The organism is Vreelandella jeotgali Hwa, from assembly GCF_000334215.1.
In the GTDB taxonomy this organism is placed as follows: Bacteria; Pseudomonadota; Gammaproteobacteria; order Pseudomonadales; family Halomonadaceae; genus Vreelandella; species Vreelandella jeotgali.
Window position 1 is genome coordinate 153,949 of the sequence record NZ_AMQY01000014.1, and the last position, 25,883, is coordinate 179,831.

Sequence of the window (25,883 nt, forward strand, 5' to 3'; positions counted from 1 at the left end):
GGTTTAATAGCCGCCGGTTCAGGGCCCGGCCGCATTGACGTGCCGGGTCGTTTTAAGGGAATGCAGCGCCCGACGGGCGCCGACCTGTCAGGATAGAGGGGCAGCAAGAATCATGAATGACGTAACCGACAACCGTAGCAAACAGCCTGATCAAAAGTTCTGTCACGAATGCGGCGCCGCCATCAGGCAGCAGGCGGAAATCTGCCCCGAGTGTGGCGTCAGGCAAATGGGCTTCAGTCACGAAGCGTCCAACGGCAAGAGCCGCATTGCCGCCGCGCTGCTGGCCTTTTTCCTGGGCGGCTTTGGTATCCACCGCTTCTATCTTGGCCAGGTCGGGCTGGGCTTTTTGTACCTGGTGTTTTGCTGGACCTTCATTCCGGCCATTGTGGCTTTCATCGACTTTATCCTGCTGCTGGTCATGAGCGATATGCAGTTTGCGCGAAAATACGGCCATCGCTGACGCCACCGACCCGGCCCAGCGCTTTCGCCGCCTGACCCACCTTCTCGCCGAGTACCGGTCGCTGTGGCAGCCGCTGCCGTTTCAGCACCGCTGCCTGCCCTGGGCGGCGGCATACCCGGCGCTCCACGCCATGCTCACCGGCCTTGACGAGGCCAGCACCGCACGAGTGGAAACCGACCCTCTGGCGGCGGAAGCGCTGGCGCCCTGGCTGCCGGTGGCCGAGCTGCGCGAGCTTTCCCGGCTGCCGGAATATCCCGGCAACGCCCCGGCGCTGCCCAATACCTGGGGGGATCATATCGGCGGGCGCAAATGGCGCCAGATTCAGGCGTTTGCGCGCTGCGTGCCGGATACGCCCCGGCCGCTGGTGGAGTGGTGCGCGGGCAAGGGGCATCTGGCGCGCACGCTGAGTCGGCTCCGGGGGCGCGAAGTAGCCGGCCTTGAATGGCACCCCGGGCTTTGCGATCAGGGGCAGCGGCTGGCCGCAAAGCAGGGCGCGACGGTTGCGCTGAAGGCACAGGACGTCATGGGGGACGATGCCGGGCAGCGCCTGCGCGCCGGCGACCAGGTGGTAGCGCTACACGCCTGCGGAGATCTGCACCTTGCGCTGCTGCGTCTGGCGGCGCAAAAGGGGCTGGCGGTGACGCTGGCCCCCTGTTGTTACCAGCGCACGGCGGCCGAGCGCTATCGGCCCTTGTCGCGCCAGGGGCAGCGCTGGGCCGCCGACAGCGGGCTGGTGCTGGAACGCGATGACCTGGCACTGGCCGTGCAGGAAACCGTCACCGCAGCGCCGGCAGTGACCCGCCAGCGCGAGCGCGCCAACGCCTGGCGGCTGGGGTTTGATCTGCTGCAGCGCGACGTGCGCGGCCTGGATGAATACCTGCCGGTGCCCAGCCTGGCCTACGGTAAAATGCCCGGCGACTTCGCCGGATTCTGCCGCTGGGCCGCCGGGCAAAAAGGTATGTCGCTGCCGCCCGAAGCGCTTGCCCGACGCGACTGGGAAGCCGCCGGTCGGGCAAGATTTGAGGACGTCAAACGCCTGGAACTTGTCCGCCATCTGTTCCGCCGGCCGCTGGAAGTCTGGCTGCTGCTCGACCGGCTGATGTTTCTGCGTGAAGCCGGCCTGGATGCCAGCCTGAGCACCTTCTGCCGGCGTGAACTGACGCCGCGCAACGCCGTGCTGCACGCCGCACCGAGGCATTAGAGCCCGCGAGCAAGCTAGTCGGAAAGCAGCTGAGGGCCGGCGGCCTCCTGTTTACCTGCCCGATGGTGGCGTGCAGCCGATTGTTCCTCGTCCTTTTCGTCATCCACTACCGCGGCGCCGACGATATCGCCGGTGACGTTCAAGGCGGTGCCGCCCATGCCGATCAGCGCATCGACGCCGGCAATCAGCGCCACGACTTCCAGTGGCAGACCGAACATGCCCAGCACGGCAGAGAGCGTCACCAGCCCGGCGGCGGGCACCCCGGCGGTACCCACCGAGAGCAATGTTCCGATGACCACGATCACCACAAAGCTGGAAAAGGACAGGTCGAGCCCGGTGATATTGGCGGCAAATACCAGCGAGACGCCCATGCGCAGCGCGCCGCCGTCGGAATTGAAGATGGCGCCCAGCGGCAGGGTAAAGTTGGCGGTTTTGTCCGAGACGCCGGCTTTTCGCGCCGCCTTGATCGCAATCGGCAGTGTGGCGATGCTGCTGGAGGTGAAAAACGCCGTGGTGAACGCCTCACGAATGTTTTTGAAAAAGGCGACGACCGAGTGTTTCGACAGGGCGAGAAAGCTGGTGTAAACCAGCCCCCAGAGAATGGCCAGCCCAAGGTAGAACACGCCGGTGAAATACAGCAGCGATTTCAGCGTTTCCAGCCCCTGGTTGCCAAACGTCGAGGCGCTGATGGCAAACACGCCGATGGGCGCATACAGCAAAATGCCGTTAAGAATGCGGTAGAACATCTCGTTCATGGCGGCAAAGAAGCGCTCGACCAGCGCGCCCTGGTCGCGCCGGTTGGCATCGTCGGAAAACCGCATGGTCGACACCGCCATGCCGCTGATGATGGCGATAAACAGGATCGCCATCAGCTCGCCTGAGGTGAAGGCGGCAAAGAGGTTGCGCGGCACGACCTGCAGCAGAATGTCGGAAAAGTGGGGAATATCGGGCTTTTCCACCGAGGTGTCGGGCAGCGACAGGCCGTCGCCGGGGCTGAAGAAAAGTGCCAGCGATACGCCGATAAGCACGGCGATGGCGGTGGTGGTCAGGTAGTAGAGCAGCAGCTTGCCGCCCATTTTGCCCAGCTGGGGCAGGTTCATCCGGCTCACGGCCAGCACCACGGTGAGGAAAATCACCGGGATGGCAATCAGGCTCAATAGATGGATCAGCAGCGTGCCCAGGGGTTTTACCAGGGTGGCCTGTTCGCGAAAAACCAGCGCGGCGGCAATGCCCAGCAAAAAGCCCGTCGCCATTTTCAGCACCAGCGGCGTGTCGCGGTAGGTTTTCCAGGGGGAGAGCGTTGAAAACGTCATGGCGTATCTTCCCGGTTGGTCAAAAGTCGGCGATGCGGGTCGTTGGCGCTCGGATGCTGTCAATGCGGAGCGCCGTGCGCCAATAGCGGCATTGTCAGGGGGCAGCGCCGGCTTCCCTGACGGCGTCCAGCGCGGCGATCAGCTGACGCGCGGCGTTGGGCAGGGTGCGGTTTTTGTGCACCAGGTAGCCCAGCGGCCGGTAAAGCGGGGGCGTGTCGACGTTGAGCTCGATGAGGTCGTCATCGAGCATGCTTTCCGGCAAAAAACTCCATCCCAGCCCCACGCTACACATCATTTTCAGGGTTTCCAGATAGTTGGTCGACATTCTGGCGTCAAGTGCGAGTCCCTCCCGCGCCAGGCGCTCATGCAGCAGCGTACGGGTAAAGGTCAGCGGGCCGGGCAGCACGGCAGCGTGCCGGCAAAGCTCCGGGAGGGTCAGGGAGCCTTTCCGGCTTAACGGGTGATCCGCCGCGCAGACCAGGCACATGCGATCCTGCCATACCGGCACCACGTCGAGCTGCTCGTGGGGCTCGGGAGCCAGGGTCACCACGGCGATATCGAGTCGGCCGTCGAGCACGCCCTGATAGGCCTCTTCCGAATCCAGAAACGCCAGATCAAGCTCCACTTCCGGATGGCGCCGAGTGTAGCGTCTTAGCAGCGGCGGCAGGCGGTGCAGGCCGATATGGTGGCTGGTTGCAAGCCTCAGCTGGCCACCGACTTCGCCGGAAAGGTTGGCCAGTGCCCGCTGGCTGTCTTCCATCGCCAGCACGATGTCCCGAGCTCTGGGCATCAGCATTTCGCCCGCCTCGGTCAGCGTGATGCGACGCCCAATGCGATCAAAAAGCCGCCGGCCCAACTGGTCCTCCAGCACCGCAATCCGCTTGCTGATGGCCGGCTGGGTCAGGTGCAGCTGGTCGGCCGCGCGGGAAAAGCCTTGGCAATCAGCGACGGCCAAAAAGGCTTGCAGGCTTTGCGTGTCCATTCGTATTCCTTAAAGGAATCCAAAGTATAAATAACATGAATTGCATTTATTGAAGTGCAAAGCAACACTGTCCCGTAATCGGCTTATGTCGCATGGAAGGCGCATTAGTGGACAGGATGAGTTATACAAGAATTTTATACAACATTTTTTAGTGACTGGAATGATATCACGGTGCCGGCGTGCCCGATAAATGGGCCCGCCGGCGCGCAACGCGGGGCCCAGGCCCGGGAGACAACATGGCAGCGCAAACGCTTTACGACAAACTCTGGCAGCAGCATCTGGTCACTCAGCGCGACGACGGCACCGCGCTGATTTACATCGACCGCCACATGCTCCACGAAGTGACCTCGCCGCAGGCATTCGAGGGTCTGCGGCTGGCCGGGCGCAAGCCCTGGCGGCTGGATGCCAACCTTGCCACCGCCGACCATAACGTGCCCACCACGGTGGCCGAGCGTGCTGAAGGCAACAAGGGCATCAAGGACCCGGTATCGCTGATTCAGGTGGAAACCCTCGATGACAACTGCCGCGAATACGACATCGTCGAGTTCGGTATCAACGATCCGCGCCAGGGCATCGTCCACGTCGTCGGCCCCGAGCAGGGCGCCACGCTGCCGGGCATGACCGTGGTTTGCGGCGATTCGCACACCGCGACTCACGGTGCCTTCGGTGCCCTGGCCCACGGCATCGGTACTTCCGAGGTCGAACACGTACTGGCCACCCAGTGTCTGCTGACGCAAAAGATGAAAAACATGCAGGTGCGCGTGGAAGGCGAGCTGGGCACGGGCGTTACCGCCAAGGATGTGGTGCTGGCGATTATCGGCCGCATCGGCACCGCCGGCGGCACCGGCCACGCCATCGAGTTTGCCGGCAGCGCCATCGAGGGGCTGTCCATGGAAGGGCGGATGACGGTGTGCAACATGGCCATCGAAGCCGGCGCGCGCGTGGGCATGATCGCCGTGGACGACACCACCATCGACTATATCGGCAATCGCCCGTACTCGCCCACCGGCGAGGCCTGGGACGCCGCCGTTGCCGATTGGCGCCAGCTGGTCTCCGACCCCGGTGCCGAGTTCGACAAGGTGGTGACGCTTGACGCCGCCGACATCGAACCCCAGGTGAGCTGGGGCACCAGCCCTGAAATGGTAACGGGCATCGGCGGTCAGGTACCCGACCCCGCCAATGCGCCGGACGATACCCTGGCCACCAGCCACACTCGGGCGCTGGACTACATGGGCCTGACGCCCAACCAGAACATCACCGATATCCGCCTGGACAAGGTGTTTATCGGCTCGTGCACCAACTCGCGCATCGAGGATTTGCGCGAGGCCGCCGCCGTGGCGAAGGGCCAAAAGGTCGCCGACAGCATCCAGCTGGCGATGGTCGTCCCCGGCTCGGGGCTGGTGAAGCAGCAGGCCGAGGAAGAAGGGCTCGACAGGGTCTTTACCGACGCGGGCTTTGAGTGGCGCGAGCCGGGCTGCTCCATGTGCCTGGCGATGAACGCCGACAAGCTGGGCGCCGGCGAGCACTGCGCGTCAACGTCCAACCGCAACTTTGAAGGGCGCCAGGGCTACGGCGGCCGAACGCATCTGGTCAGCCCCGCCATGGCCGCGGCAGCGGCGATTGCCGGCCACTTTGTTGATGTACGTTCTGTTGACGTGCGCCGTCTTCCCGCCAACGATGACAACCACGCACAGAAGGCCTGAACCATGAAACAGTTTACTCGCTTTGAAGGCGTGGTCGCGCCGTTGGATCGCGCCAACGTCGATACCGATCTGATTATTCCCAAGCAGTTTTTGAAGTCGATCAAACGCAGCGGCTTTGGCGTCAACCTGTTTGACGAGCTGCGCTATCTGGATGAAGGCCAGCCGGGCCAGGATTGCAGCCAGCGGCCGCTCAATCCGGACTTTGTGCTTAACCAGCCGCGCTACCAAAACGCCGAAGTGCTGCTGGCGCGGCGCAATTTCGGCTGCGGCAGCTCGCGGGAGCACGCGCCCTGGGCGCTGGAGGATTTCGGCTTGCGCGCGATTATTGCACCGAGCTTCGCCGATATTTTCTACAACAACGCGTTCAAGAACGGCCTGCTGCTGATTACCCTCGACGAAGACACCGTTGATCGGCTGTTCACGGCGGTGGAGGCCCACGACGGCTACGCGCTGGACGTGGATCTGCAGAATCAGCAGATCACCACGCCGGACGGCGAGGCGATCGGCTTTGAGGTGGATGCGTTTCGCAAGCAGTGCCTGCTGGAAGGCCTGGACGACATCGGCATTACGCTGAAAGATCAGGACGCCATTCGTGAGTTCGAAGCCGGTCACCGCGCCCAACGCCCCTGGCTGTTCCGCGATCAGGCCTGACGCCGTTGGTCATACACGCTCTGATAAACATGGATGATTCACATGACACGCAAGGTTCTGTTACTCCCGGGTGACGGCATCGGCCCGGAAATTACCGACCAGGCCGCGCGGCTGCTGGGCGCCTGCCAAACCGCCGGGCTCGATATCGACGTGGAAAAAGCGCTGGTAGGCGGTGCAGCCTACGATGCCCACGGCGAGCCGCTGCCGGCGCCGACGCTGGAAAAGGCCCGGGCCGCCGATGCGGTGCTGCTGGGCGCGGTTGGCGGCCCCAAATGGGACGCCGTCGAGGATCTGTCCAAACGTCCGGAAAAGGGGCTTTTGGGCCTGCGCAAGCACCTGGGGCTTTTCGGCAATTTGCGCCCGGCGCTGCTGTATCCGCAGCTGGCCGAGGCGTCGAGTCTCAAGCCCGAGCTGGTCTCGGGGCTGGACATCATGATCGTGCGCGAGCTGACCGGCGGCATCTACTTTGGCCACCCCCGAGGCACGGAAGAGCGCGACGGTGAGCGCGTGGGCTACAACACCTACGTTTACGGCGAAGCGGAAATCGAACGCATCGGCCGGGTGGCCTTCGAGATGGCGCAGAAGCGCGGCGGCAAGCTATGCTCGGTCGACAAGGCCAACGTGCTCGAAGTCACCATGCTGTGGCGCGACGTCATGGAGCGGCTGGCGCCGGAATATCCCGACGTCGAGCTGTCGCACATGTACGTCGACAACGCCGCCATGCAGCTGGTGCGCGCGCCCAAGCAGTTCGATGTGGTGGTCACCGGCAACATGTTCGGCGATATTCTCTCGGACGCCGCCGCCATGCTCACCGGCTCCATCGGCATGCTGCCCTCGGCATCGCTCAACGAGTCCGGCCAGGGCATGTTTGAACCCTGCCACGGCAGCGCGCCGGATATCGCCGGCCGGGACCTGGCCAACCCGCTGGCGATGATGCTCTCGGTGGCCATGATGCTGCGCTACTCGCTGGGTGAAACCGCGTTGGCTGAACGCATCGAAGCGGCCGTGGGCCGCGTGCTGGACGACGGGCTGCGTACCGCCGATCTGGCCGACGACAGCGCGCGTGCCATTGGCACCCGAGCCATGGGCGACGCCGTGCTCGAGGCGTTTGCCCAACAGGCCTGAAACGTGCCGGCCGGGTGAACACAAAACGCGATGCGCAATCGTGTATCATGGCACGACAGTTTTTATTGGAGGACTTTTCATGTTGAAAGTCGGTTTTGTCGGATGGCGCGGCATGGTGGGCTCCGTGCTCATGCAGCGGATGCTCGAGGACGGGGATTTCAACGGCATCGAGCCGGTATTTTTCACCACGTCGCAGGTCGGCCAGCCCGGCCCGGCTATCGGTGTTGAGGTTCCCGCCCTGAAAGACGCCTTCGCGCTGGACGAACTCAAGGCGCTGGACGTTATCGTGACCTGCCAGGGCGGCGACTACACCAAGGCCGTTTACAGCGATCTGCGCCAGAGCGGCTGGAAGGGCTACTGGATCGACGCGGCGAGCACCCTGCGCATGGCCGACGACGCCACCCTGGTGCTGGACCCGGTCAACCGCGGCGTGATCAACGATCAGCTGGCGCGGGGCAGCAAGACCTTTGTCGGCGGCAACTGCACCGTCAGCCTGATGATGATGGGGCTGGGCGGGCTGTTTGACGCCGATATGGTCGAGTGGATGACCTCCATGACCTACCAGGCGGCGTCCGGCTCCGGGGCCAAACACATGCGCGAGCTGCTCAACCAGATGGGCGGGCTCCGCGACAGCGTCGGTGAAGAGCTCAAGGATACCTCCAGCGCGATTCTCGATATCGACCGCAAGGTGACCGCGGCCATGCGCAGCGGTGATTTCCCCACGGACAACTTCGGCGCGCCGCTGGCCGGCAGCCTGCTGCCCTGGATTGACAGCAGGATGGATAACGGTCAGAGCCGCGAAGAATGGAAGGGCGGCGCCGAAACCAACAAGATTCTGGGGCGCGAAGACAACCCCGTTCCCATCGACGGGCTTTGCGTGCGCGTCGGCGCCATGCGATCGCACAGCCAGGCGTTTACCATCAAACTCCGTCAGGATGTGCCGCTGGACGAAATCGAGGATCGTCTGGCGAAGCACAACGACTGGGTGAGCGTGGTACCCAACGACAAGGACGCCACCATCGATCAGCTGACGCCCGCCGCGATTACCGGCACGCTGCAGGTACCGGTCGGCCGGCTCCGCAAGCTGGCCATGGGCGATGAGTATCTCTCGGCGTTCAGCGCCGGCGACCAGCTGCTCTGGGGCGCCGCGGAACCGCTCAAGCGCATGCTGACGCTGCTGCGCGAGCGGTAATGGCCCGAACCGGGTAGCACGGAAAAGCGGGTGCTTGCATAAGTGCCCGCTTTTTTTGCGTCGCGTTTTTGACTACCCGCTGATACGCCGGGCGGGGTATGATAAAAAAGCGTATCAGTAGCGCCGGCTCCGTTATGTATTCGTCCGGCGCGCCGGAATCGGGGAAAAAGCGTTCATGAAATTACCACTTGCAGCGGCCGCGTTATGGGTATCACTGCTGGCCAGTCCGTTTGCCTGTGCGCTGGGGCTGGGCCAGCCTGCGGTGCATTCCTATCTCAACTCACCGCTCAACGTCTCCATTCCGCTGGTCGATACCGGCCGGTATGCGCCCGATCAGCTGGCAGTGCGCGTCGCCGACCGCTCGGCCTTCGGCGATGCCGGGCTGGAGTGGCAGGAGCTGGCTTCCAGCGTCAAGGCCGAGATTCATGCCGGCAGCGGCGCGCCCGAAATCCGCCTGACCTCCGGCGAACCCGCCAACACCCCCTGGCTGGACCTGTTGCTGAAGGTTTTTACCCCCGACGGCAGCGTCCATCAGGATGTGACGCTGCTGTTCGATCCACCGGACTACTCTTCCAGTGATCCCGCCTCTTCCAGTGATTCCGCGACTGTCGGCGGCTCGGCATCCGCTGAAAACGAGGCAGCCATAAACCGGGCAGGCACTGCAGATGCCGGAGGCGCCAACGCCGGACAGCGAAACGCAGACACGCAGGCCGCCGGTGCTACGCCCGACACGGCAACGCCGGCGTCGACCTACGTGGGCAACGGCGACACCCTCTGGAGCGTGGCCGAGCGCATAAAACCCGATTCGGTAAGCGTTGAACAGCTGATGCTGGCGCTGGTGGAAGCCAACCCCGAGGCCTTTCCCGACGGCAATATCAACGGCATGAACGCCGGTTTCAATCTGAAGGTGCCGCCCAGCGCGCAGATGCGCGAGCGTAGCCCGGACGAGGCGGAAAAAATCATCGACTACATGAATACCGCCTGGCGTATCCGCGGCCCCGGCGGGCCGGTGCAGGTGCCGCTGGATCTGTCCGGCGAGGTGCTTGACGGCCTGTTCGACGACAACGACGCGATGTCGGCTCAGGATGCTCAGGACGATGAAAAACCCGATTCGCCGGCGCTGAAGGACACGGCCCTGGGTGTCGCCAAACGCCTGGGCCAGAGCCCACAGGCATCCAAGGCGGATCAGAGCAGCGACTCGGCCCGGGAAGACCAGCAGCAGGCGCGGCTCGAACGGGTGACTCGCCAGCGTGACCGGCTGCGTGACGAGGTATCGCAGCTCAAGGCCAGGGTCGCGCAGCTGACCGATGAGCTGGCGCTTCAGGAGGTCGAGCTGGCCCGCCAGGAAATGCAGGACGTCAACGTCCCGGCGGACAGCGTCGAGGACGGCGCTACACAAACGCCGGACACCTCGACGCAGAATTCCGACGTGGCGCCGCCGGTCAGCAAACTGGATATCGCCCGGCGGGGGATGCTGGCGATCGCCTCGGAGTACCGCTGGCCGCTGGTGGGGCTCATGCTGTTGCTGCTACTGGTGCTGATCTGGCTGATGTCTCGGCGCCGTCAACATGAAAGCGGCGATATGGCCCACGACATTCCCCGCGTGGTCGGGGCGACGTCGTACGCCGGGGAAGACGCCGGCACCGCTGCGGCAAGTGGGGCGTCCGCAACCGAGCCCGACGATGACACTGCCTTCAGCGTGGATGCCGAAGGAATAGCGTCCGTGGATAGAGCTGCGCCCGAGGACAGGGTCGCGTCCGAGGACGAAGCGCCGGCTGCTGATGAAACGCCGGTGGCTGATGGACCGTCGTCCGCGGATAGCGCGCCCTACGATCAAGGCCGGAGCGACCAGATGGCAGATGCAAGCCGGGATACCGACACGGCAGCCCCGGGCAGCGAGCCTTCGCAGGGCGATGAGGTAGCGTGGCACCTGGAAGAGCCGCTGGAAGAGCCCTTGAAGGAGCCCCTGAAGGAGCCCCTGGAAGAGCCCCTTGAAAAGCCGCAAGGCGAAGCAATGCCGCCCAACGCAGAGGCGCCGGAAGCGCCACTGATGGCCGATGACAGCCCGGACGAGGAGCAGGACAGTAGCCGGCTGGAGCGTAGCCAGGCGGCCGGGCTGGCGGAGCAGGACAGGCAGCGCCGTCTGGACGAAGCGGAAGCGGCGGCGCTGGCCATTGACGATGAATATGGCGACCGGGTGATCGACTACCGCCCGCCGACGCTGACCGATGCGCCGGCCGAGCGCGAGGAAACCCCGATGCAGCCCACCGTGGAGTTCAGCGAAGCGGGCCCGGCAGCCCCTCCCCGGAAGACGCCTGCCGGCTCGGAGGAAGATACCGAATGGGACATTGAAGAGGTGGCATTCAAGCCGTCGAGTCAGGATAATAACCGCTCCTCCACCTGAATGACCTGAATCGATGACGCTGTTTGACCGCTTTGATGAAACCACGCCGCTGACCGGCCGGCTGGCCATGGGCATCGAATACCAGGGAACCGACTATTGCGGTTTCCAGCGCCTGAGCCATGCCCCCTCGGTGCAGGCGTCGCTGGAAGAGGCCCTGGCGCGGGTCGCCAATACCCCGGTGCGCCTTCACGCCAGCGGCCGGACCGATTCCGGCGTGCACGCCACGCGCCAGATTGTGCATTTCGACCCGCCGGCGGCGCGTAGCGAAAAAAGCTGGGTTTTCGGGGCCAATACCCACCTGCCCGGGGATATCGCCGTTCGCTGGGTCAAGCCCGTGCCCGATGATTTTCACTCGCGCCTGAGTGCGCTGGCGCGGCGCTATCGCTATCTGATCGTCAATCAGCTCAATCGCCCGGTGCTCGAACGCGCCAATGTCACCTGGTGCCGCGACCCGCTGGATGCCGAGGCCATGAATCGCGCCGCCCAGGCGCTGGTCGGCGAAAACGATTTTTCCAGCTTTCGTGCGGCCGGCTGTCGCTCGCGAACCCCCTGGCGTCACATGCACTTCCTCGAGGTCAGGCGTCACGGCCCTCTGGTGGTGATCGATATTCAGGGCAACGCCTTTCTGCACCACATGATTCGCAACATAGCCGGCGCGCTGATCAGCGTGGGACGGGGCGCTCGGGATGACGACTGGCTGGCGCGGCTGTTGGCGCTCCAGGACCGCCGGAAGGGTGACGTCACCGCGCCGGCCACCGGTCTGCACTTCGTTGACGTGCGCTATGACGATGCCTTCGCGCTGCCGCAGGAGCCGCTGGGCCCGGGGCTGTTGGCCTCGACCGGTGAATGGACCGGGGAGCGCCCGATTCCCGACTCGCGCATGGTGCGTCTGCGCCGCGGTCGGCCGCGCCGAGCGGTCGAGGAGGGCGCATCGTGACGTCGGCTGTCGCACGGACTCGTATCAAATTTTGCGGCCTCACTCAGGCCAATGACGTTCATCGCGCGGTGGCGCTGGGGGTTGATGCACTGGGCTTTGTCATGTGGCCCGGCAGCCAGCGCGCCATCGATTTGTCAACGCTGGCCGCGCTGGCCGCGGAGGTGCCGGCGTTTGTTACCCGGGTGGGGCTGTTTGTCGACGCCGACCCGGCATTTGTTCGCCGCTGCGCGCCGTATCTGGACCTGCTGCAGTTTCACGGCAACGAGTCCCCCGACGACTGCGCGCGCCACAGTGACAGGGCCTGGATCAAGGCGCTGCGCATGCGCGACGACGTTGACCTTGAGCGCGAGGCCGCGCGTTATTGGGGCGCCCGGGCGCTGCTGCTCGACGCCTATCGCCCCGGCGTGCCCGGCGGTACCGGCGATACCTTTGACTGGTCAAGAATTCCCGCAGCGCTGGCAAAACCTGTTATCCTCGCCGGTGGCCTGACGCCTGATAATATCGGCCCTGCGGTCCATCAGGTTGCCCCCCATGCAGTCGACGTTTCCGGCGGTGTGGAAGCCGCTCCCGGCATCAAGGACCCGACTCGCATGGCGGCGTTTGTGCGCGAGGTGTCGCGCGCCAACCAACCATGCTGAACGTTGCCCCGGGCCGGCGCCCGTGGGCGGCCATTGTTGACTGCTTAATTCCCGGCGTTTTTGTGAGGTAATTCCGTGACCGTTCCTGCCCGTTCCACCCCTCAGTCCGCGTCCGACGCCACCACCCTGAGCGATCTGGCCCGGATGCCGGACGCCCGGGGGCACTTCGGCCCCTACGGCGGCCGCTTCGTGTCGGAAACGCTGAGCTTTGCCCTGGAAGACCTGGAAACCACCTACGCCGAGCTGCGTGATGACCCGGCCTTCCAGGCGGAGTTTGACCGTGACCTGGCGCAATACGTCGGCCGGCCGTCGCCGCTGTACCACGCCGAGCGCTGGTCGCAGGCGCTGGGCGGCGCGCAGATCTGGCTCAAGCGTGAAGACCTGAACCACACCGGTGCGCACAAGGTCAACAACACCATCGGTCAGGCGCTGCTGGCGCGGAAAACCGGCAAACCCCGGGTGATCGCCGAGACCGGCGCCGGCCAGCACGGCGTGGCTACCGCCACGGTGGCCGCTCGGCTGGGGCTGGAGTGCGATGTCTACATGGGCGCCACCGACGTGGAGCGCCAGAAGCTCAACGTCTATCGCATGCGCCTGCTGGGCGCCCGGGTGATTCCGGTCACGTCCGGGACGCAAACGCTGAAAGACGCCATGAACGAGGCGCTGCGCGACTGGGTAACCAACGTTGACAACACCTTCTACATCATTGGCACCGTCGCCGGGCCGCACCCCTATCCGCTGTTGGTGCGCGACTTCAATGCGGTGGTAGGGCGCGAAGCCCGCCGGCAGTCGCTGGAGCATATCGGTCAGCTCCCCGATGCACTGGTCGCCTGCGTGGGCGGCGGCTCCAACGCCCTGGGGCTGTTCTATCCGTTTGTGGAAGACGCGGGCGTTGCCATGTACGGCGTGGAAGCCGGCGGCGACGGCGTGGATACCGGCCGCCACGCCGCGCCGCTGTCGTCCGGCGCGCCGCGCGGCGTGCTCCACGGCAACCGCACCTATCTGATGTCCGACGAGGCCGGCCAGGTGGCGGACACCCACTCGATTTCCGCCGGCCTGGATTATCCCGGCGTCGGCCCCGAGCATGCGCTGTGGAAAGACGCCGGCCGGGTCAACTACGTGGCCGCCAACGACGACGCCGTGCTGGAAGCCTTCCGCGAACTGACGCACATGGAAGGCATCATGCCGGCGCTTGAGTCCGCCCATGCGCTGGCCCACGCCAGGGTGCTGGCGCCCACCATGCGTCCGGATCAGCATATTGTGGTTAACCTTTCCGGACGCGGCGACAAGGACATCATGACGGTGGCCAGGCTCGACGGTATTGAATTTTAAGAGTCTGTTGTCAACGATCCGACTGTAAAGGATAGCCATGAATCGCATCGACCAACGCTTCGGCGAACTCAAGCAGCAGGGCCGCCGGGCGCTGATTCCCTTTATTACTGCCGGCGATCCCGCACCGGATTACACCGTGGGCTTCATGCACGCGCTGGTGGAAGCCGGTGCCGATGTCATCGAGCTGGGCGTGCCGTTTTCCGACCCCATGGCCGACGGCCCGGTGATCCAGCAGGCCTGCGAGCGCGCGCTCAAGGCCGGAACCCGACTGGTTGACCTCTTCGACATGGTCGCCGAATTTCGCCGCACCGACAGCGTCACGCCGGTGGTGCTGATGGGTTATCTCAATCCGGTGGAACGTATCGGCTACCGCGCCTTCGCCGAACAGGCCGCGCAGGCGGGGGTCGACGGCGTGCTTTCCGTGGATATGCCGCCGGAAGAAGCCGACGAGCTGGCGCCGCTGCTCAAGCAAAACAACGTGGCAGCGATTTTTCTGGTCGCGCCCACTACGTCCCGGGAGCGCGCCGAGACGATCTGCGCCAGCGGCGACGGCTATCTCTACTACGTTTCGTTGAAGGGGGTGACCGGCTCGGCCACGCTCAACGCCGACGACGTTGCCGAGCACCTGGCGCCGCTACGCGAGCTGACCGACCTGCCGCTGTGCGTGGGCTTCGGTATCCGCGATGGCGCGACCGCCGCCAACGTCGCCAGGGTGGCGGACGGCGTGATTGTCGGCAGCGCGCTGGTCAATCGTATCGCCGACAATACCGCCACCCCCGAGGCCATTCCCGGCGAGCTGAAGCAGGTGCTGGGCGATATGCGCCGCGCCATGGATGCGCCCCGCTAGTATCCTTTTCATCTGTCCACCCAGGCTCGGCTGCGCCGGGCGTTAACGTATAACGGAAGCCTTTTTGATATGAGCTGGCTAGATAAAATTGCTCCCATGGGTCGAATCCAGCGCAAGGACCGCCGTGCCAGCGTGCCTGACGGCCTCTGGCGCAAGTGCCCCAGGTGCGAGTCGGTGCTGTACCTGCCCGAGCTGGAGAAGCTCCAGAGCGTTTGCCCCAAGTGCGATCACCATCTGCGCCTGACGGCGCGCAAGCGCCTGGACTGGTTTCTGGACAGCGGCGAGCGCGAGGAAATTGCCGCCGAGGTGGAGCCGGTCGACCGGCTGAAGTTCCGGGACAGCAAAAAGTACAAGGACCGCCTGGCCGCCGCGCAGAAATCCACCGGCGAAAAGGATGCCCTGGTTGCCATGCGCGGCCATCTGGACGGTCTGGCGGTCATCGCCGTGTCGTTTGAGTTTACCTACATGGGCGGCTCCATGGGCGCGGTCGTGGGTGAGCGATTCGTGCGCGCAGCGACCCTGGCTCGCGAAGAAGGCCTGCCGCTGATCTGCTTTGCCGCCTCCGGCGGGGCGCGGATGCAGGAAGCGCTGTTTTCGCTGATGCAAATGGCCAAGACTTCCGCGGCGCTGGAGCGCCTCAAGGAAGAAGGCGTGCCGTATGTGTCCGTCCTCACGGACCCGGTTTTCGGCGGCGTGTCGGCATCGCTGGCGATGCTCGGCGACCTCAACCTGGCCGAGCCCAACGCGCTGATCGGCTTTGCCGGCCCGCGGGTTATCGAACAGACCGTGCGCGAAACCCTGCCGGAAGGCTTTCAACGCAGCGAATTCCTGCTGGAGCACGGCGCGGTCGACATGATCGTTCACCGCCACGATATGCGCACCCGCCTGGCCGCTCTCCTACGCAAGCTGACGGGCCAGCAGCCCACGGACAAGGCCACCCCCGTTGACGACGAGGCAACCGAGCCCGAGCCTCGGCCGGTGGCCGACGACTCCGATGCAGGCGCGGAAACCGCGTCCGGCGAAGCCGACGAGCCGGCAGCGACCGAGGCGCCTGGCGACGACACCGATGCCGACAAGGCACCCGCCGACGAGGCGCAGGGCGCGGGCGACACCGCGGCCACCGACGCTGACGATAGCGCCGATACGGACGACAAGTCCCGCGATGCCTGAGGCAACGCCCGGTCACGCCCTGTCTGCCTGGCTGGCGCACTGGGAGCAGCTGCATCCGGTGGGTATCGACATGGGGCTCGAGCGCGTACGCGACGTGGCGGCGCGCATGGGGCTGGTACACCGGGGCCGTCTGACGGGGGCCGATGCAGGCTCAGCGCCGCAGGTTGTTACCGTGGCGGGCACCAACGGCAAGGGCTCCACCGTGGCGCTGCTGGAAAGCCTCGCGCTGGCCCACGGCCGGCGCGTGGGCACCTACACGTCGCCACATCTGGTGCGCTACAACGAGCGGGTCAGCGTTGACGGCGAGCCGGCCAGCGACGCGCTTCTGGTGGCGGGGTTCGAGCAGGTCGAGCAGGCCCGCCGGCGGTTCCCCGAGGTGACGCTGACCTATTTCGAGGCCGGAACGCTCTGCGCCCTCTGGTGCCTGAGGCACGCCGATGTCGACATGATGGTACTCGAAGTCGGCCTGGGCGGCCGGCTGGACGCGGTGAACATCATCGACGCCGATGTCGCGGTGGTCACCACTATTGCCCGGGATCATGCCGGCTTTCTGGGTAGCGATATCGAACAGATCGGACGCGAAAAGGCCGGTATTTTCCGCGCCGGGCGCCCGGCGGTGCTGGGTAGCGACGCTCTACCGCCAAGCGTCGAGGAAACCGCTGTCGAACGCCCGGCGCCGCTGTACGCCCTGGGCAGGGCCTTTTCGCGTACGCCGCCGGCTTCCGGCGGCTGGACGTTTCACCGCCACGGGGCGCCTTCGCTGACGGCGTTGCCCGACCCCGGCTTGCCGCTGGACAACGCCGCCACGGCGATTCAGGCGTTAGCGCTTGCCGGTGTCACGCCGGCGTACGATGCGGTCGTAGCGGGGCTTTCACGGGTCAGCCTGCCGGGACGCATGCAGTGGCGTGGCCAGTGGTGTTTTGACGTGGCCCATAACCCTCACGCAGCGGCCCACGTTGCCGAACGACTGCGCTCGCTGCCGCCGGGCGGAAAGCGTTGGTGCGTATTGGGGATGCTCGGCGACAAGGATGCCGGCGGCGTTATCGATGCGCTGGCGCCGGCTATCAGTGACTGGGTGTGCGTCAGCCTTGACGGTCCCCGGGGGTGCGATGCACGGGCACTGGCGGAGGTCGTCGCCGACCGCAGCGGCCGGGTACGCCACTGCGCCGCCACGCCCCGGGCCGGCGCCGAATGGCTGGAAACGCAGCTGGCGGCGGCGGATCGCGTGCTGGTGGCCGGCTCGTTTTTCACCGTGGGCGCGCTGCTGGGCGTGGCGGACACCGACGATGACGTCTGAGCCCCGTGCAGATGGCGGCCTCGAGCGGATAACGGCCTTCAGCGGATAAAGGAATTGCACAGATGAAGTACGGTAAAACCGAGCGCATCAGCGGTGTCGTCATCCTTCTGGCGCTGGCGGCGATTCTGATTCCCTGGCTGATGAGCGAACCGGCACCCCGCGATGAGCCGCCGCAACCCTCGTTCACCATCGAGGAGCCCGTGGACGTCGAGCGCCACGACGTGGCGGTTCCGGAAAAGCCCGAGTCGGTTAAAGCGACCCGGGCCGCTGACGACGACGCAACTGCCGACAGCGCGGTGAATGTTGACGGCGACGAAGCGGAAACGGTTATCGACACCGCGCCGATCGAAAGTGCCACCGGGACGGCAGATACAACAGACGATGCAACCGCCGGGGATGACGCCGCCGAGGCCGTGCCCGCCTCGCCCGAGCCGGCGGGCAGCGAGAAGGCCACCGATACGGCCGACCGGCAGGACGCCAATCAACAGGCCACTAATCAACAGGACGCCGGTCAGCAGCAAGCCGATCAGCAGTCACAAAAGGAAAATGACAGCGACCCGATTGCGGCGCTGATGGAGCAGGGCGACGACATGCCTCGGGCCGTCGACGGCGGCGACTGGGCCGTCCAGGTGGGCAGTTTCGGCCAGGCGGATAACGCCCGGCGGCTGAAACAGGAACTCGAGGACAAGGGCTTCAGCGTTTATACCCGCGCTCGGGACAACGATTTGACCACCGTGCTGGTCGGCCCCTTTGCCCGCTCGAAGGACGGCGAGGCGGCCATGTCGCTGATCAAGCAGCGCGCCAACCAGCAGGGGCTGTTGATCCGTGTGGACGACTGACGTATGCACCGCCGGCCCCGGAAGCTGTCCGCTTGACCGAGCCAACACACCAACCCGGGGGATCAAGGCGTGGCGCTGACCTGGATTGATACGCTGTTTCTCGCCGTCATGGCGCTGTCGATGCTGGCGGGGTTTGTCCGCGGGCTGGTGCGCGAAGCGCTGGGCCTCGCCGCCTGGATTGTGGCGCTGATGGTGGCGCGGGTGTTGGCCGAGCCCGTGGCGGCGCTGATGGAAGACTGGATCGCCAGCTTCGATGCTCGCCTGGTGCTGGGCTTTGCGCTGGTCATTTTTGCCGTGATTCTGCTTTGCGGCATTGTCATTCGTGCCCTGCACGCCGCTATCGTCTGGGTAGGCATGGGCTTTTTGAACCGTCTCGCCGGCGCGGTGTTCGGACTGGCGCGGGGAGCAGCGATTCTGCTGGTGGCCACGGTGCTGCTGACGCTGACGCCGCTGGTAGAGCTGGATGCCTGGCAACAGGCCACACTGCGGCCGACCTTTGAACAGCTGCGCGGCTGGGCGCTGAAGCAGCTTGACCAGTGGGAGCACGAGCTCCCCTCGGCGCCGGAGTCGCTGAAAGAGCTGGACCTGCCGGATTTTCGCCTGGATGAGGCCACCTGAGCGGCCCGGCGGCTTATCCAGGGCCGGCAGCGGGATAGCGGCCCGCGAGCCACCGCCAACAGTGGCCGGCCTGCGCTACGGCCGGTCGTCATCCCATACGGATTGTCAGGCAGCATCGCCTGACAACATCGTGAAACCACGTCGCCAAATAACGAGGTAAACAGCATGTGCGGTATCGTTGGTCTTATGGCCACGCAGGCGGTGAATCAGGCCATTTATGACGCCCTGACCGTGCTTCAGCATCGGGGCCAGGACGCCGCCGGGATGATGACCTGGAGCGAAGGGCGCTTTTTCCTGCGCAAAAGCAATGGTCTGGTGCGCGACGTCTTCCATACCCGCCACATGGCCAGGCTCAAGGGTCAACTGGGCATCGGGCATGTGCGCTATCCAACGGCGGGGTCGTCCAGCGAGGCCGAGTCCCAGCCGTTTTACGTCAACTCGCCCTACGGCATTACCCTGGCGCACAACGGCAACCTGACCAACTCGGACCGGCTCAAGCAGGAGCTGTTTTCCACCGATCTGCGCCACATCAACACCAGCTCGGACTCCGAGGTGCTGCTCAACGTCTTCGCCCACGAGCTGGGCAAGCAGGGCCTGCATCTGGCGCCGGAAGACGTTTTTGACGCCGTACGTCGCGTCCATCGCCGCTGCAACGGCGGCTACGCGGCGGTCGCTATCATCAACGGCGTGGGCATGGTGGCGTTCCGCGATCCCAACGGCATTCGTCCGGTGGTGTTCGGCACGCGCACCGCAGAAGACGGCCGGCAGGAAGTCATGGTGGCGTCGGAATCCGTGGCGCTGGACGTCGGCGGTTTCGAGCTGGAGCGCGATCTGGCGCCGGGCGAAGCGGTCTTTGTCGACATGGACGGCCAGGTGCATACTCAGGTCTGCGCCGATCGTCCGCAGCTGCGCTCGTGCATTTTCGAGCACGTTTATCTCGCGCGGCCGGACTCGATTCTCGACGGCGCCTACGTCTACGGCACGCGCATGCACATGGGCCGCAAGCTCGGCGATCGCGTACTCAACGAATGGCCCGATCACGATATCGATGTGGTGATTCCGATTCCCGATACCTCGCGCACCTCGGCGCTGGAAATGGCCCAGCACCTGGGGGTGACCTACCGCGAAGGCTTCATGAAGAACCGCTATATCGGCCGCACCTTCATCATGCCCGGCCAGACCCAGCGCAAGAAATCCGTGCGTCAGAAGCTCAACGCCATCAACATCGAGTTTCAGGATAAAAACGTCATGCTGGTGGATGATTCCATCGTGCGCGGCACTACCTGTCACCAGATCATCCAGATGGCCCGGGATGCCGGCGCGCGCAACGTCTACTTTGCATCGGCCGCGCCGCCGGTGCGCTATCCCAACGTCTACGGCATCGATATGCCGGCGGCCAGCGAGCTGATTGCCCACGGGCGCAGTGAGGCCGAAGTGGGCGAGCTGATCGGCGCTGATCGCATCTTCTATCAGGATCTGGAAGATCTCAAGGCCGCCTGCCGCGAGGTGAATCCGGCGTTTGACGGCTTCGACTGCTCGGTATTCGACGGCGAATACGTCACCGGCGATATCGACAGCGCCTATCTGGACGCGCTGGAAGCCAGCCGCAACGACGATACCCGCAATACCAGCGCCGGCGATAACGCCCTGGTGGGTATGCACAACCAGGACGACGATCTCGATGATTAACCGCATCCTACCGGAAACCTGTCATGCACGATGATATACCCCAGGATAACGCCCAGGCGGCGTGGTCGCTGGAGACGCTGGCCATCCGCGCCGGCCACGATCGCGGCCCCGAGCAGGAGCACGCCGAGCCGATTTTTCCGACCTCGAGCTTTGTCTACGGCAGTGCAGCCGAAGCGGCGCGCAAGTTCAACGGCGACGAGCCGGGCAATATCTATTCGCGCTTTACCAACCCCACGGTGCAGACCTTTGAAAAGCGTCTGGCCGCCATGGAGGGGGGCGAGCGCTGCGTAGCGACCAGCTCGGGCATGTCGGCGATTCTGTGCACGGCGTTGGCGCTGCTGTCCGCCGGCGATGAAATCGTCGCCTCGCGCTCGCTGTTCGGCTCCACGGTAAGCCTGCTGGACAAGTATCTGGCTCGCTTCGGCATCGTCACCCGCTACGTCGAGCTGGCCGACCTCGACGCCTGGGAAGCGGCCATCACGCCGGCCACCCGGCTGCTGTTTGCCGAAACGCCGTCCAATCCGCTGGCCGAAGTGGCCGATATTGCGGCGCTGGCCGATATGGCTCGCCGTCATGATGCCTGGCTGGCCATCGACAACTGCTTTCTGACGCCGGTATTGCAGCGCCCGCTGGAACTGGGAGCCGATATCGTCATCCATTCGGCCACCAAGTATCTCGACGGTCAGGGCCGGGCCGTTGGCGGCGCGGTGGTCGGCGGCCACGATCTGCTGGAAGGCGTGTTCGGCGCGGTGCGCACCGCCGGCCCCTGCATGAGCCCGTTCAACGCCTGGATCTTTACCAAGGGGTTGGAGACGCTGGGGTTGCGCATGCGCGCCCAGTGCGAGAATGCCCGGCAGCTCGCCGTGTGGCTGGCTGACCATTCCGCAGTTGCCAGCGTCCATTACACCGGGCTGGAAAACCACCCGCAGCACGCCCTGGCCGCGCGGCAACAGGCGGGTTTCGGCGCGGTGCTGGGCTTTACCGTCAAGGGCGGCCAGCAGGGCGCCTGGCAGGTGGTCGACGCTACGCAGCTGATTTCGATTACCGGCAACCTGGGCGATGTGAAGTCCACCATTACCCATCCGGCGAGCACGACCCACGGGAAGCTATCCGACGAACAGAAAGCCGCCGCGGGTATTACGCCGGGCCTGCTGCGCGTTTCGGTGGGGCTTGAAGCGCCGGCGGATATTCGCGCGGACCTCGCGCGGGGGCTGGATGCCCTGATCTGAAAGGGCGACCGGAGCAGTCTGATGCGCTCCGAGTTGACGCGCCCCGGCTGAGGCACAATCAACGGTAGTCGACAACAGGCCGTAAAGGAGACTTTCATGTGGCGCAATACGCCCGGCGGCTGGGGATGGATCAGCATTGCGCTGCACTGGTTGAGCGCGCTGGCCGTGGTTGGCCTCTTTGTCCTGGGCTGGTGGATGACCGGGCTGGGTTACTACGACGCCTGGTATAATCAGGGGCCCTGGGTACACCGCTCGGCGGGCGCCATACTGCTGTTGGCCACCGTGGCCCGGCTGCTGTGGCGGTTTTTCCAGCCCGCGCCCCGTGCCGAAGGCAGCCGCTTTGAAGCCGCTGCGGCGCATGCCGGGCATCTGCTGCTGTATGTATTGCTTTTGGTGGCGCTGGTCAGCGGCTACCTGATCACAACCGCCAGGGGCAGCGGCGTCAGCGTTTTTGGCTGGTTTGAGCTGCCGGCGACGCTATCCGGCTACGACAATCAGGCGGAGATTGCCGGAACCATTCACTGGTATAGCGCTCTCATGCTACTGGTGCTGGCGGGCGGTCACGGCCTGATAGCATTGAAGCATCACTGGCTCGACAAGCGCCGGACGCTGTTACGCATGCTTCGCGCCGGCGACGCCGCACACCATGACGCCGGACCCCATTAAAACGGGTTACCTCTTCAAGGAGAAACAGGATGTCGACAGTCAATACGCTCAGGAAGACCGCCACCGCGGCGGCCGTTGCCGCAGCGCTGCTGCCGTTCACCCAGGCCCAGGCCGCTACCTATACGGTCGATACCGAGGGGCAGCACGCGTTTGTGCAGTTCAGAATCAGCCATCTGGGCTATTCCTATATTCTCGGCAACTTTGAAGACTTCAGCGGCGAATTCGACTACGATCCGGAAAATCCCGGGGCGTCATCGGTTGAGTTCGAGGTTGACGTTGCCAGCCTCAACTCCAACCACGCCGAGCGCGACCGCCACATCCTCAGCGACGACTTTCTCGATGCCGACGCCTATCCCGCGGCGACGTTTGCATCCACCGGCTTTGAGTCGACCGGCGAGGATCAGGGCATCGTCACCGGCGAGCTGACGCTGCACGGCGAAACCCGGACGATTGACATGCCGGTTACCCTGATCGGCGAGGGCGATGATCCCTGGGGTGGCTACCGCGCCGGCTTTGAAGGTAGCACTACGCTGGCGCCGGGCGATTTTGGCGTGGATATGCAGGATTTCCCCGAGCCCATGCGCGAGCTGGAGCTTTACGTCACCTTCGAAGGCATTCGTCAGTAACAGGGTCTGCCAGCGAAAGCGCCACCGCCTTGCCCAGGGCGGTGGCGCTTTTACGTTGGGGCCACGGTTTTCCACCGGGAGAGATTCTTGGCATACGCATCGCAGACTACAGCGGCCGGCCCGCTGGGCAAGCAGCTGTGGCAGCAAACCTGGCCCATGGCCATTGGCGCCCTGTCGCTGCTGGGCTTCCAGCTGGTGGACAGCGCCTTTATCGCCCGGCTGGGCACCGCGCCGCTGGCGGCGCAGTCGTTTACCTTTCCGCTGTCGTTTCTGATTATCGGGACCCAGGTGGGTATCGGTATCGCCATCGCCGCGCTGATCTCTCGAGCGCTGGGCGCCGGAGAAACGGCCCGGGCCCGGCGCCTGAGCAGCCTGGTGATGATGGTCGGCAGTACGCTCATTGGCGTTTTGGCGCTGGGGCTGTGGGTCGGCCAGCAGCCGCTTTTCACCGCGCTGGGCGCGGATCAATCCGCGTTTGACTATATTGCCCGCTATTGGCCGGTACAGCTGCTCGCGGCCTGGTTCGGGGCGCTGGCGTATTTTTCCTACAGCGTGTTCCGCGCCCACGGCAATACCCGCCTGCCGGGCAATATGATGCTGGTCACCAGCCTGGTCAACCTGGCGCTGGACCCGCTGCTGATTTTCGGTGCCGGGCCCGTCGGCGGCCTGGGGCTGCCGGGCGCCGCCTGGGCCAGCGTTATTGCTTTCGGCGTGGGGCTGGGGATTACCGCGCGCCAGCTGGGGCGTCATCGCTGGCTGACGCGGCGGGGGCTGGGCGCCGAAGCGCGGTATTCGGCCGGGCCCTTTGCCGGTATTGCCGGCCCGGCCATGATCAGCCAGCTGATGCCGCCGCTGTCGGCCATGCTGGCGATCGCGGTGGTGTCCTCGCTGGGCGAGACCCTGGTGGCCGCCTGGGGGCTGGGCAGCCGGCTGGAGACGCTATCGCTGATGGCGATTCTGGCCATGACCATGTCGCTGCCGCCCTGGCTGGGCCGCTGCTACGGGGCCGGCGACTGGGATCAGATTCGGCGTCTGCTGCGCCTGGCACTCCAGGTGGCCGTGCTCTGGCAGCTGGCGCTGGGGCTGGTCATGGTGCTGGCGTCCCGCTGGGTGGCGCTGGTGCTGGCCGGCGAGCCCGAGGTGCAGCATGAACTGGCACTACTGATCCGCTTTTTGTTGCCCAGCTATGCCGCGCTGGGGGTCTGCATGCTGGTCGTGTCCGCGGGCAATGCGCTGGGCTTTCCGCTCTGGTCGATGGTGATGTCCGGGGTGCGGCTGTTCGTCTGCTACCTGCCGTGTCTGTGGGTGGGGATGCAGCTGGGCGGCTGGACCGGGCTTGCCGCAGGTGCGGCGCTGGGTAACCTGCTGGCCGGTCTGACGGCGTGGCGGCTGCTGCGGCGTATGGTCGGCGCTCGGTCCTCGAGAGACGCAAGCGCAGATAACGCCTGATCCGGCGCCCCGGGCTCCGGCGGCGAAGGCGCGAATCATACCCTGGCGGGTGGAACCCTGCAGTCAACATGCTCGGGGAAAAACAGATGCAAAAGAGCGCCCGACTACCTGAGCGTAGCCGGGCGCTTTGTTACCGAGACGCGATTGCGGGGGCGCGTTAGTCGTCGACGCTGACGCCGTTGACCACAGCGATGGCTTTGGCAATGTAGGGCAGGTTCTCCTGCGAGAAGCCGGCGACGTTGGCGCGACCCGAGCGCACCATGTAGATGCCGAACTCTTCGCGCAGGCGGTCAACCTGATCCGGCGTCAGGCCGGTGTAGGAGAACATGCCGCGCTGCTCGCCCACGCAGGCGTACTTGTCGGCCAGACCGTAGGGTTCGAGCGCCTTGACGAATGCCTGCCGCAGACCGTTGACGCGGTCGCGCATTTCGGTCAGTTCCTCGCGCCAGGCGGCGGCAAGCTCGGGATCGTGGAGAATCTCGCCGACAATCGAGCTGCCGTGGGCCGGCGGGTTGGAGTAGTTCTCCCGGGCGACAATGGCAAACTGCGAGCGTACGTTTTCCATCTGCTCGGCGTTTTTGGCCACGGCAATCAGGCAGCCGGTGCGCTCGTTGTAGATACCGAAGTTCTTGGAGCAGGAGCTGGTGATGATGACTTCATCCAGCTGCTCGGCGAATAGGCGCACGCCGTGGGCGTCCTCGTCCAGCCCCTGGCCGAAGCCCTGGTAGGCAAAGTCGATTAGCGGCAGCAGCTTGCGTTCGCGTACGACCTCGAGCACAGCCTGCCACTGCTCGGCGGAGAGATCGAAGCCGGTGGGGTTGTGGCAGCAGGCGTGGAGCACGACCACATCGCCCTCGGGAATCTGCCGAATGGCCGCGAGCATACCGTCGAAGTCGAGGCGGTTGTCGGCATCCACGTAGGGGTATTTATGCAGCTCGATACCCGCCGCGGTGAAGATGCCGTGGTGGTTGGGCCAGGTCGGGTCGCTGACCCAGATGTCCCTGCCGGGCAGCTGTTTGGCGATGAAGTCGGCCGCCAGGCGCAGCGCGCCGGTGCCGCCGGGAGACTGGGTCGCGCTGGCGCGGCCGGCTTCCAGCACCGGAGACTCCGCCCCGAGAACCAGCGGGAGTATCGCGTTACCGTAGGCCGGCGCGCCGTGAGAGCCGATGTAGGTCTTGGTGGTTTCGTTTTTGAGCAGGCGGGTTTCGGCCTCCTTGACCGCCCGCATGACCGGCGTATTGCCTTTGTCATCGCGGTAGACACCGACCCCCAGATCAACCTTCTGCGGATTGGTGTCGTTCTTGAACGCTTCGATCAGCCCGAGAATGGCATCGCCGGGCACTCGTTCAACAGGTTCAAACATGAATTGGGCTACCTCGTTATCTGGCGGCGGTATGTGAAGTGGCTTCAAATGAGAAGTGGCTTCGAATAATAAGAAGTGGCTCTGGATGCGAAGTGGCTCCGGATGTGAGATGAAAGCGGATACACCACAGGCCGGCTTCGTGTCACTGTATA

At 65.0% G+C, this 25,883-nt stretch carries 23 protein-coding genes; 20 read left to right on the forward strand and 3 right to left on the reverse strand.

Going from position 1 to position 25,883, the window contains the following annotated elements; genetic code table 11:
- Nucleotides 1-112 precede the first annotated feature (112 nt).
- Together C793_RS0106740 and C793_RS0106745 are read left to right on the forward strand one after the other, a co-directional pair.
- On the forward strand, nt 113-460 hold the full coding sequence (locus tag C793_RS0106740; RefSeq protein WP_017430180.1) for a TM2 domain-containing protein: 348 nt from the start codon (nt 113-115) through the stop codon (nt 458-460).
- A complete protein-coding gene (locus tag C793_RS0106745; RefSeq protein ID WP_017430181.1) occupies nt 435-1,661 on the forward strand; it encodes a methyltransferase in 1,227 nt (408 codons plus the stop codon). Before C793_RS0106740 ends, C793_RS0106745 begins: the two co-directional genes overlap by 26 nt.
- A 14-nt stretch (nt 1,662-1,675) precedes the next feature.
- Here the strand turns inward: C793_RS0106745 and C793_RS0106750 are convergent, their stop codons facing one another.
- Nucleotides 1,676-2,974 (reverse strand): dicarboxylate/amino acid:cation symporter, encoded by a 1,299-nt coding sequence (locus tag C793_RS0106750; RefSeq protein ID WP_017430182.1) that lies wholly within the window; start codon nt 2,972-2,974, stop codon nt 1,676-1,678.
- Between the two features lie 94 nt (nt 2,975-3,068).
- Nucleotides 3,069-3,956, reverse strand: coding sequence for a LysR family transcriptional regulator (locus C793_RS0106755; RefSeq protein WP_017430183.1), 888 nt, complete (start codon nt 3,954-3,956; stop codon nt 3,069-3,071).
- A gap of 236 nt (nt 3,957-4,192) precedes the next feature.
- Between C793_RS0106755 and leuC the strand changes: the two genes are divergently transcribed.
- From leuC to C793_RS0106845, 18 genes are all read left to right on the forward strand, one after another.
- A complete protein-coding gene (gene leuC, locus C793_RS0106760; RefSeq protein WP_017430184.1) occupies nt 4,193-5,659 on the forward strand; it encodes a 3-isopropylmalate dehydratase large subunit in 1,467 nt (488 codons plus the stop codon).
- A gap of 3 nt (nt 5,660-5,662) precedes the next feature.
- Nucleotides 5,663-6,310, forward strand: coding sequence for a 3-isopropylmalate dehydratase small subunit (leuD, locus tag C793_RS0106765; protein ID WP_017430185.1), 648 nt, complete (start codon nt 5,663-5,665; stop codon nt 6,308-6,310).
- Between the two features lie 42 nt (nt 6,311-6,352).
- Nucleotides 6,353-7,435: a 3-isopropylmalate dehydrogenase gene (gene leuB / locus C793_RS0106770; protein ID WP_017430186.1), complete on the forward strand. Its 1,083-nt coding sequence runs from the start codon at nt 6,353-6,355 to the stop codon at nt 7,433-7,435.
- Between the two features lie 79 nt (nt 7,436-7,514).
- Nucleotides 7,515-8,627 (forward strand): aspartate-semialdehyde dehydrogenase, encoded by a 1,113-nt coding sequence (gene asd, locus C793_RS0106775; RefSeq protein ID WP_017430187.1) that lies wholly within the window; start codon nt 7,515-7,517, stop codon nt 8,625-8,627.
- Nucleotides 8,628-8,802: 175 nt separating this feature from the next.
- Nucleotides 8,803-11,031, forward strand: a complete 2,229-nt coding sequence (locus tag C793_RS0106780) for a FimV/HubP family polar landmark protein (protein ID WP_017430188.1) — start codon at nt 8,803-8,805, stop codon at nt 11,029-11,031.
- 13 nt (nt 11,032-11,044) lie between these two features.
- Entirely contained in the window at nt 11,045-11,968 is a 924-nt protein-coding gene (gene truA, locus C793_RS0106785; RefSeq protein WP_017430189.1) for a tRNA pseudouridine(38-40) synthase TruA, read from the forward strand.
- On the forward strand, nt 11,965-12,606 hold the full coding sequence (locus C793_RS0106790; RefSeq protein WP_017430190.1) for a phosphoribosylanthranilate isomerase: 642 nt from the start codon (nt 11,965-11,967) through the stop codon (nt 12,604-12,606). The genes truA and C793_RS0106790 overlap by 4 nt, the downstream gene beginning before the upstream one ends.
- A 144-nt stretch (nt 12,607-12,750) precedes the next feature.
- A complete protein-coding gene (gene trpB, locus C793_RS0106795; protein ID WP_017430191.1) occupies nt 12,751-13,938 on the forward strand; it encodes a tryptophan synthase subunit beta in 1,188 nt (395 codons plus the stop codon).
- A gap of 37 nt (nt 13,939-13,975) precedes the next feature.
- On the forward strand, nt 13,976-14,785 hold the full coding sequence (trpA, locus tag C793_RS0106800; RefSeq protein WP_017430192.1) for a tryptophan synthase subunit alpha: 810 nt from the start codon (nt 13,976-13,978) through the stop codon (nt 14,783-14,785).
- Between the two features lie 69 nt (nt 14,786-14,854).
- Nucleotides 14,855-15,955, forward strand: coding sequence for an acetyl-CoA carboxylase, carboxyltransferase subunit beta (gene accD, locus C793_RS13615; protein ID WP_017430193.1), 1,101 nt, complete (start codon nt 14,855-14,857; stop codon nt 15,953-15,955).
- Nucleotides 15,948-17,252, forward strand: a complete 1,305-nt coding sequence (gene folC / locus C793_RS0106810; RefSeq protein ID WP_017430194.1) for a bifunctional tetrahydrofolate synthase/dihydrofolate synthase — start codon at nt 15,948-15,950, stop codon at nt 17,250-17,252. Before accD ends, folC begins: the two co-directional genes overlap by 8 nt.
- Nucleotides 17,253-17,314: 62 nt before the next feature.
- Nucleotides 17,315-18,091, forward strand: coding sequence for an SPOR domain-containing protein (locus C793_RS0106815; protein WP_017430195.1), 777 nt, complete (start codon nt 17,315-17,317; stop codon nt 18,089-18,091).
- Between the two features lie 69 nt (nt 18,092-18,160).
- Entirely contained in the window at nt 18,161-18,709 is a 549-nt protein-coding gene (locus C793_RS0106820; protein ID WP_017430196.1) for a CvpA family protein, read from the forward strand.
- A gap of 165 nt (nt 18,710-18,874) precedes the next feature.
- Nucleotides 18,875-20,398 (forward strand): amidophosphoribosyltransferase, encoded by a 1,524-nt coding sequence (purF, locus tag C793_RS0106825; protein WP_026106160.1) that lies wholly within the window; start codon nt 18,875-18,877, stop codon nt 20,396-20,398.
- A 23-nt stretch (nt 20,399-20,421) separates the two neighbouring features.
- Nucleotides 20,422-21,627 carry an O-succinylhomoserine sulfhydrylase gene (locus C793_RS0106830; protein WP_017430198.1) on the forward strand — a complete coding sequence of 402 codons (1,206 nt, stop codon included), beginning with the start codon at nt 20,422-20,424 and terminating at the stop codon, nt 21,625-21,627.
- A 96-nt stretch (nt 21,628-21,723) separates the two neighbouring features.
- Entirely contained in the window at nt 21,724-22,293 is a 570-nt protein-coding gene (locus C793_RS0106835; protein WP_017430199.1) for a cytochrome b, read from the forward strand.
- 29 nt (nt 22,294-22,322) lie between these two features.
- Complete coding sequence (locus C793_RS0106840) at nt 22,323-22,919, forward strand: YceI family protein (protein WP_017430200.1); 597 nt, start codon at nt 22,323-22,325, stop codon at nt 22,917-22,919.
- A gap of 87 nt (nt 22,920-23,006) precedes the next feature.
- Nucleotides 23,007-24,368: an MATE family efflux transporter gene (locus tag C793_RS0106845; RefSeq protein ID WP_017430201.1), complete on the forward strand. Its 1,362-nt coding sequence runs from the start codon at nt 23,007-23,009 to the stop codon at nt 24,366-24,368.
- Between the two features lie 157 nt (nt 24,369-24,525).
- Here the strand turns inward: C793_RS0106845 and C793_RS0106850 are convergent, their stop codons facing one another.
- Nucleotides 24,526-25,731, reverse strand: coding sequence for an amino acid aminotransferase (locus C793_RS0106850; protein WP_017430202.1), 1,206 nt, complete (start codon nt 25,729-25,731; stop codon nt 24,526-24,528).
- Nucleotides 25,732-25,883: the final 152 nt, after the last annotated feature.

Bases quoted from the DNA above. Each gene is read 5' to 3' on its own strand.
- C793_RS0106835 (WP_017430199.1), top strand. From the start codon at position 21,724: ATGTGGCGCAATACGCCCGGCGGCTGGGGATGGATCAGCATTGCGCTG.
- accD (WP_017430193.1), top strand. From the start codon at position 14,855: ATGAGCTGGCTAGATAAAATTGCTCCCATGGGTCGAATCCAGCGCAAG.
- purF (WP_026106160.1), top strand. From the start codon at position 18,875: ATGTGCGGTATCGTTGGTCTTATGGCCACGCAGGCGGTGAATCAGGCC.
- trpB (WP_017430191.1), top strand. From the start codon at position 12,751: ATGCCGGACGCCCGGGGGCACTTCGGCCCCTACGGCGGCCGCTTCGTG.
- truA (WP_017430189.1), top strand. From the start codon at position 11,045: ATGACGCTGTTTGACCGCTTTGATGAAACCACGCCGCTGACCGGCCGG.
- C793_RS0106750 (WP_017430182.1), bottom strand. From the start codon at position 2,974: ATGACGTTTTCAACGCTCTCCCCCTGGAAAACCTACCGCGACACGCCG.
- C793_RS0106780 (WP_017430188.1), top strand. From the start codon at position 8,803: ATGAAATTACCACTTGCAGCGGCCGCGTTATGGGTATCACTGCTGGCC.
- C793_RS0106815 (WP_017430195.1), top strand. From the start codon at position 17,315: ATGAAGTACGGTAAAACCGAGCGCATCAGCGGTGTCGTCATCCTTCTG.
- leuC (WP_017430184.1), top strand. From the start codon at position 4,193: ATGGCAGCGCAAACGCTTTACGACAAACTCTGGCAGCAGCATCTGGTC.
- leuD (WP_017430185.1), top strand. From the start codon at position 5,663: ATGAAACAGTTTACTCGCTTTGAAGGCGTGGTCGCGCCGTTGGATCGC.
- C793_RS0106840 (WP_017430200.1), top strand. From the start codon at position 22,323: ATGTCGACAGTCAATACGCTCAGGAAGACCGCCACCGCGGCGGCCGTT.
- C793_RS0106755 (WP_017430183.1), bottom strand. From the start codon at position 3,956: ATGGACACGCAAAGCCTGCAAGCCTTTTTGGCCGTCGCTGATTGCCAA.
- trpA (WP_017430192.1), top strand. From the start codon at position 13,976: ATGAATCGCATCGACCAACGCTTCGGCGAACTCAAGCAGCAGGGCCGC.
- asd (WP_017430187.1), top strand. From the start codon at position 7,515: ATGTTGAAAGTCGGTTTTGTCGGATGGCGCGGCATGGTGGGCTCCGTG.
- C793_RS0106830 (WP_017430198.1), top strand. From the start codon at position 20,422: ATGCACGATGATATACCCCAGGATAACGCCCAGGCGGCGTGGTCGCTG.
- leuB (WP_017430186.1), top strand. From the start codon at position 6,353: ATGACACGCAAGGTTCTGTTACTCCCGGGTGACGGCATCGGCCCGGAA.
- C793_RS0106850 (WP_017430202.1), bottom strand. From the start codon at position 25,731: ATGTTTGAACCTGTTGAACGAGTGCCCGGCGATGCCATTCTCGGGCTG.
- C793_RS0106740 (WP_017430180.1), top strand. From the start codon at position 113: ATGAATGACGTAACCGACAACCGTAGCAAACAGCCTGATCAAAAGTTC.
- folC (WP_017430194.1), top strand. From the start codon at position 15,948: ATGCCTGAGGCAACGCCCGGTCACGCCCTGTCTGCCTGGCTGGCGCAC.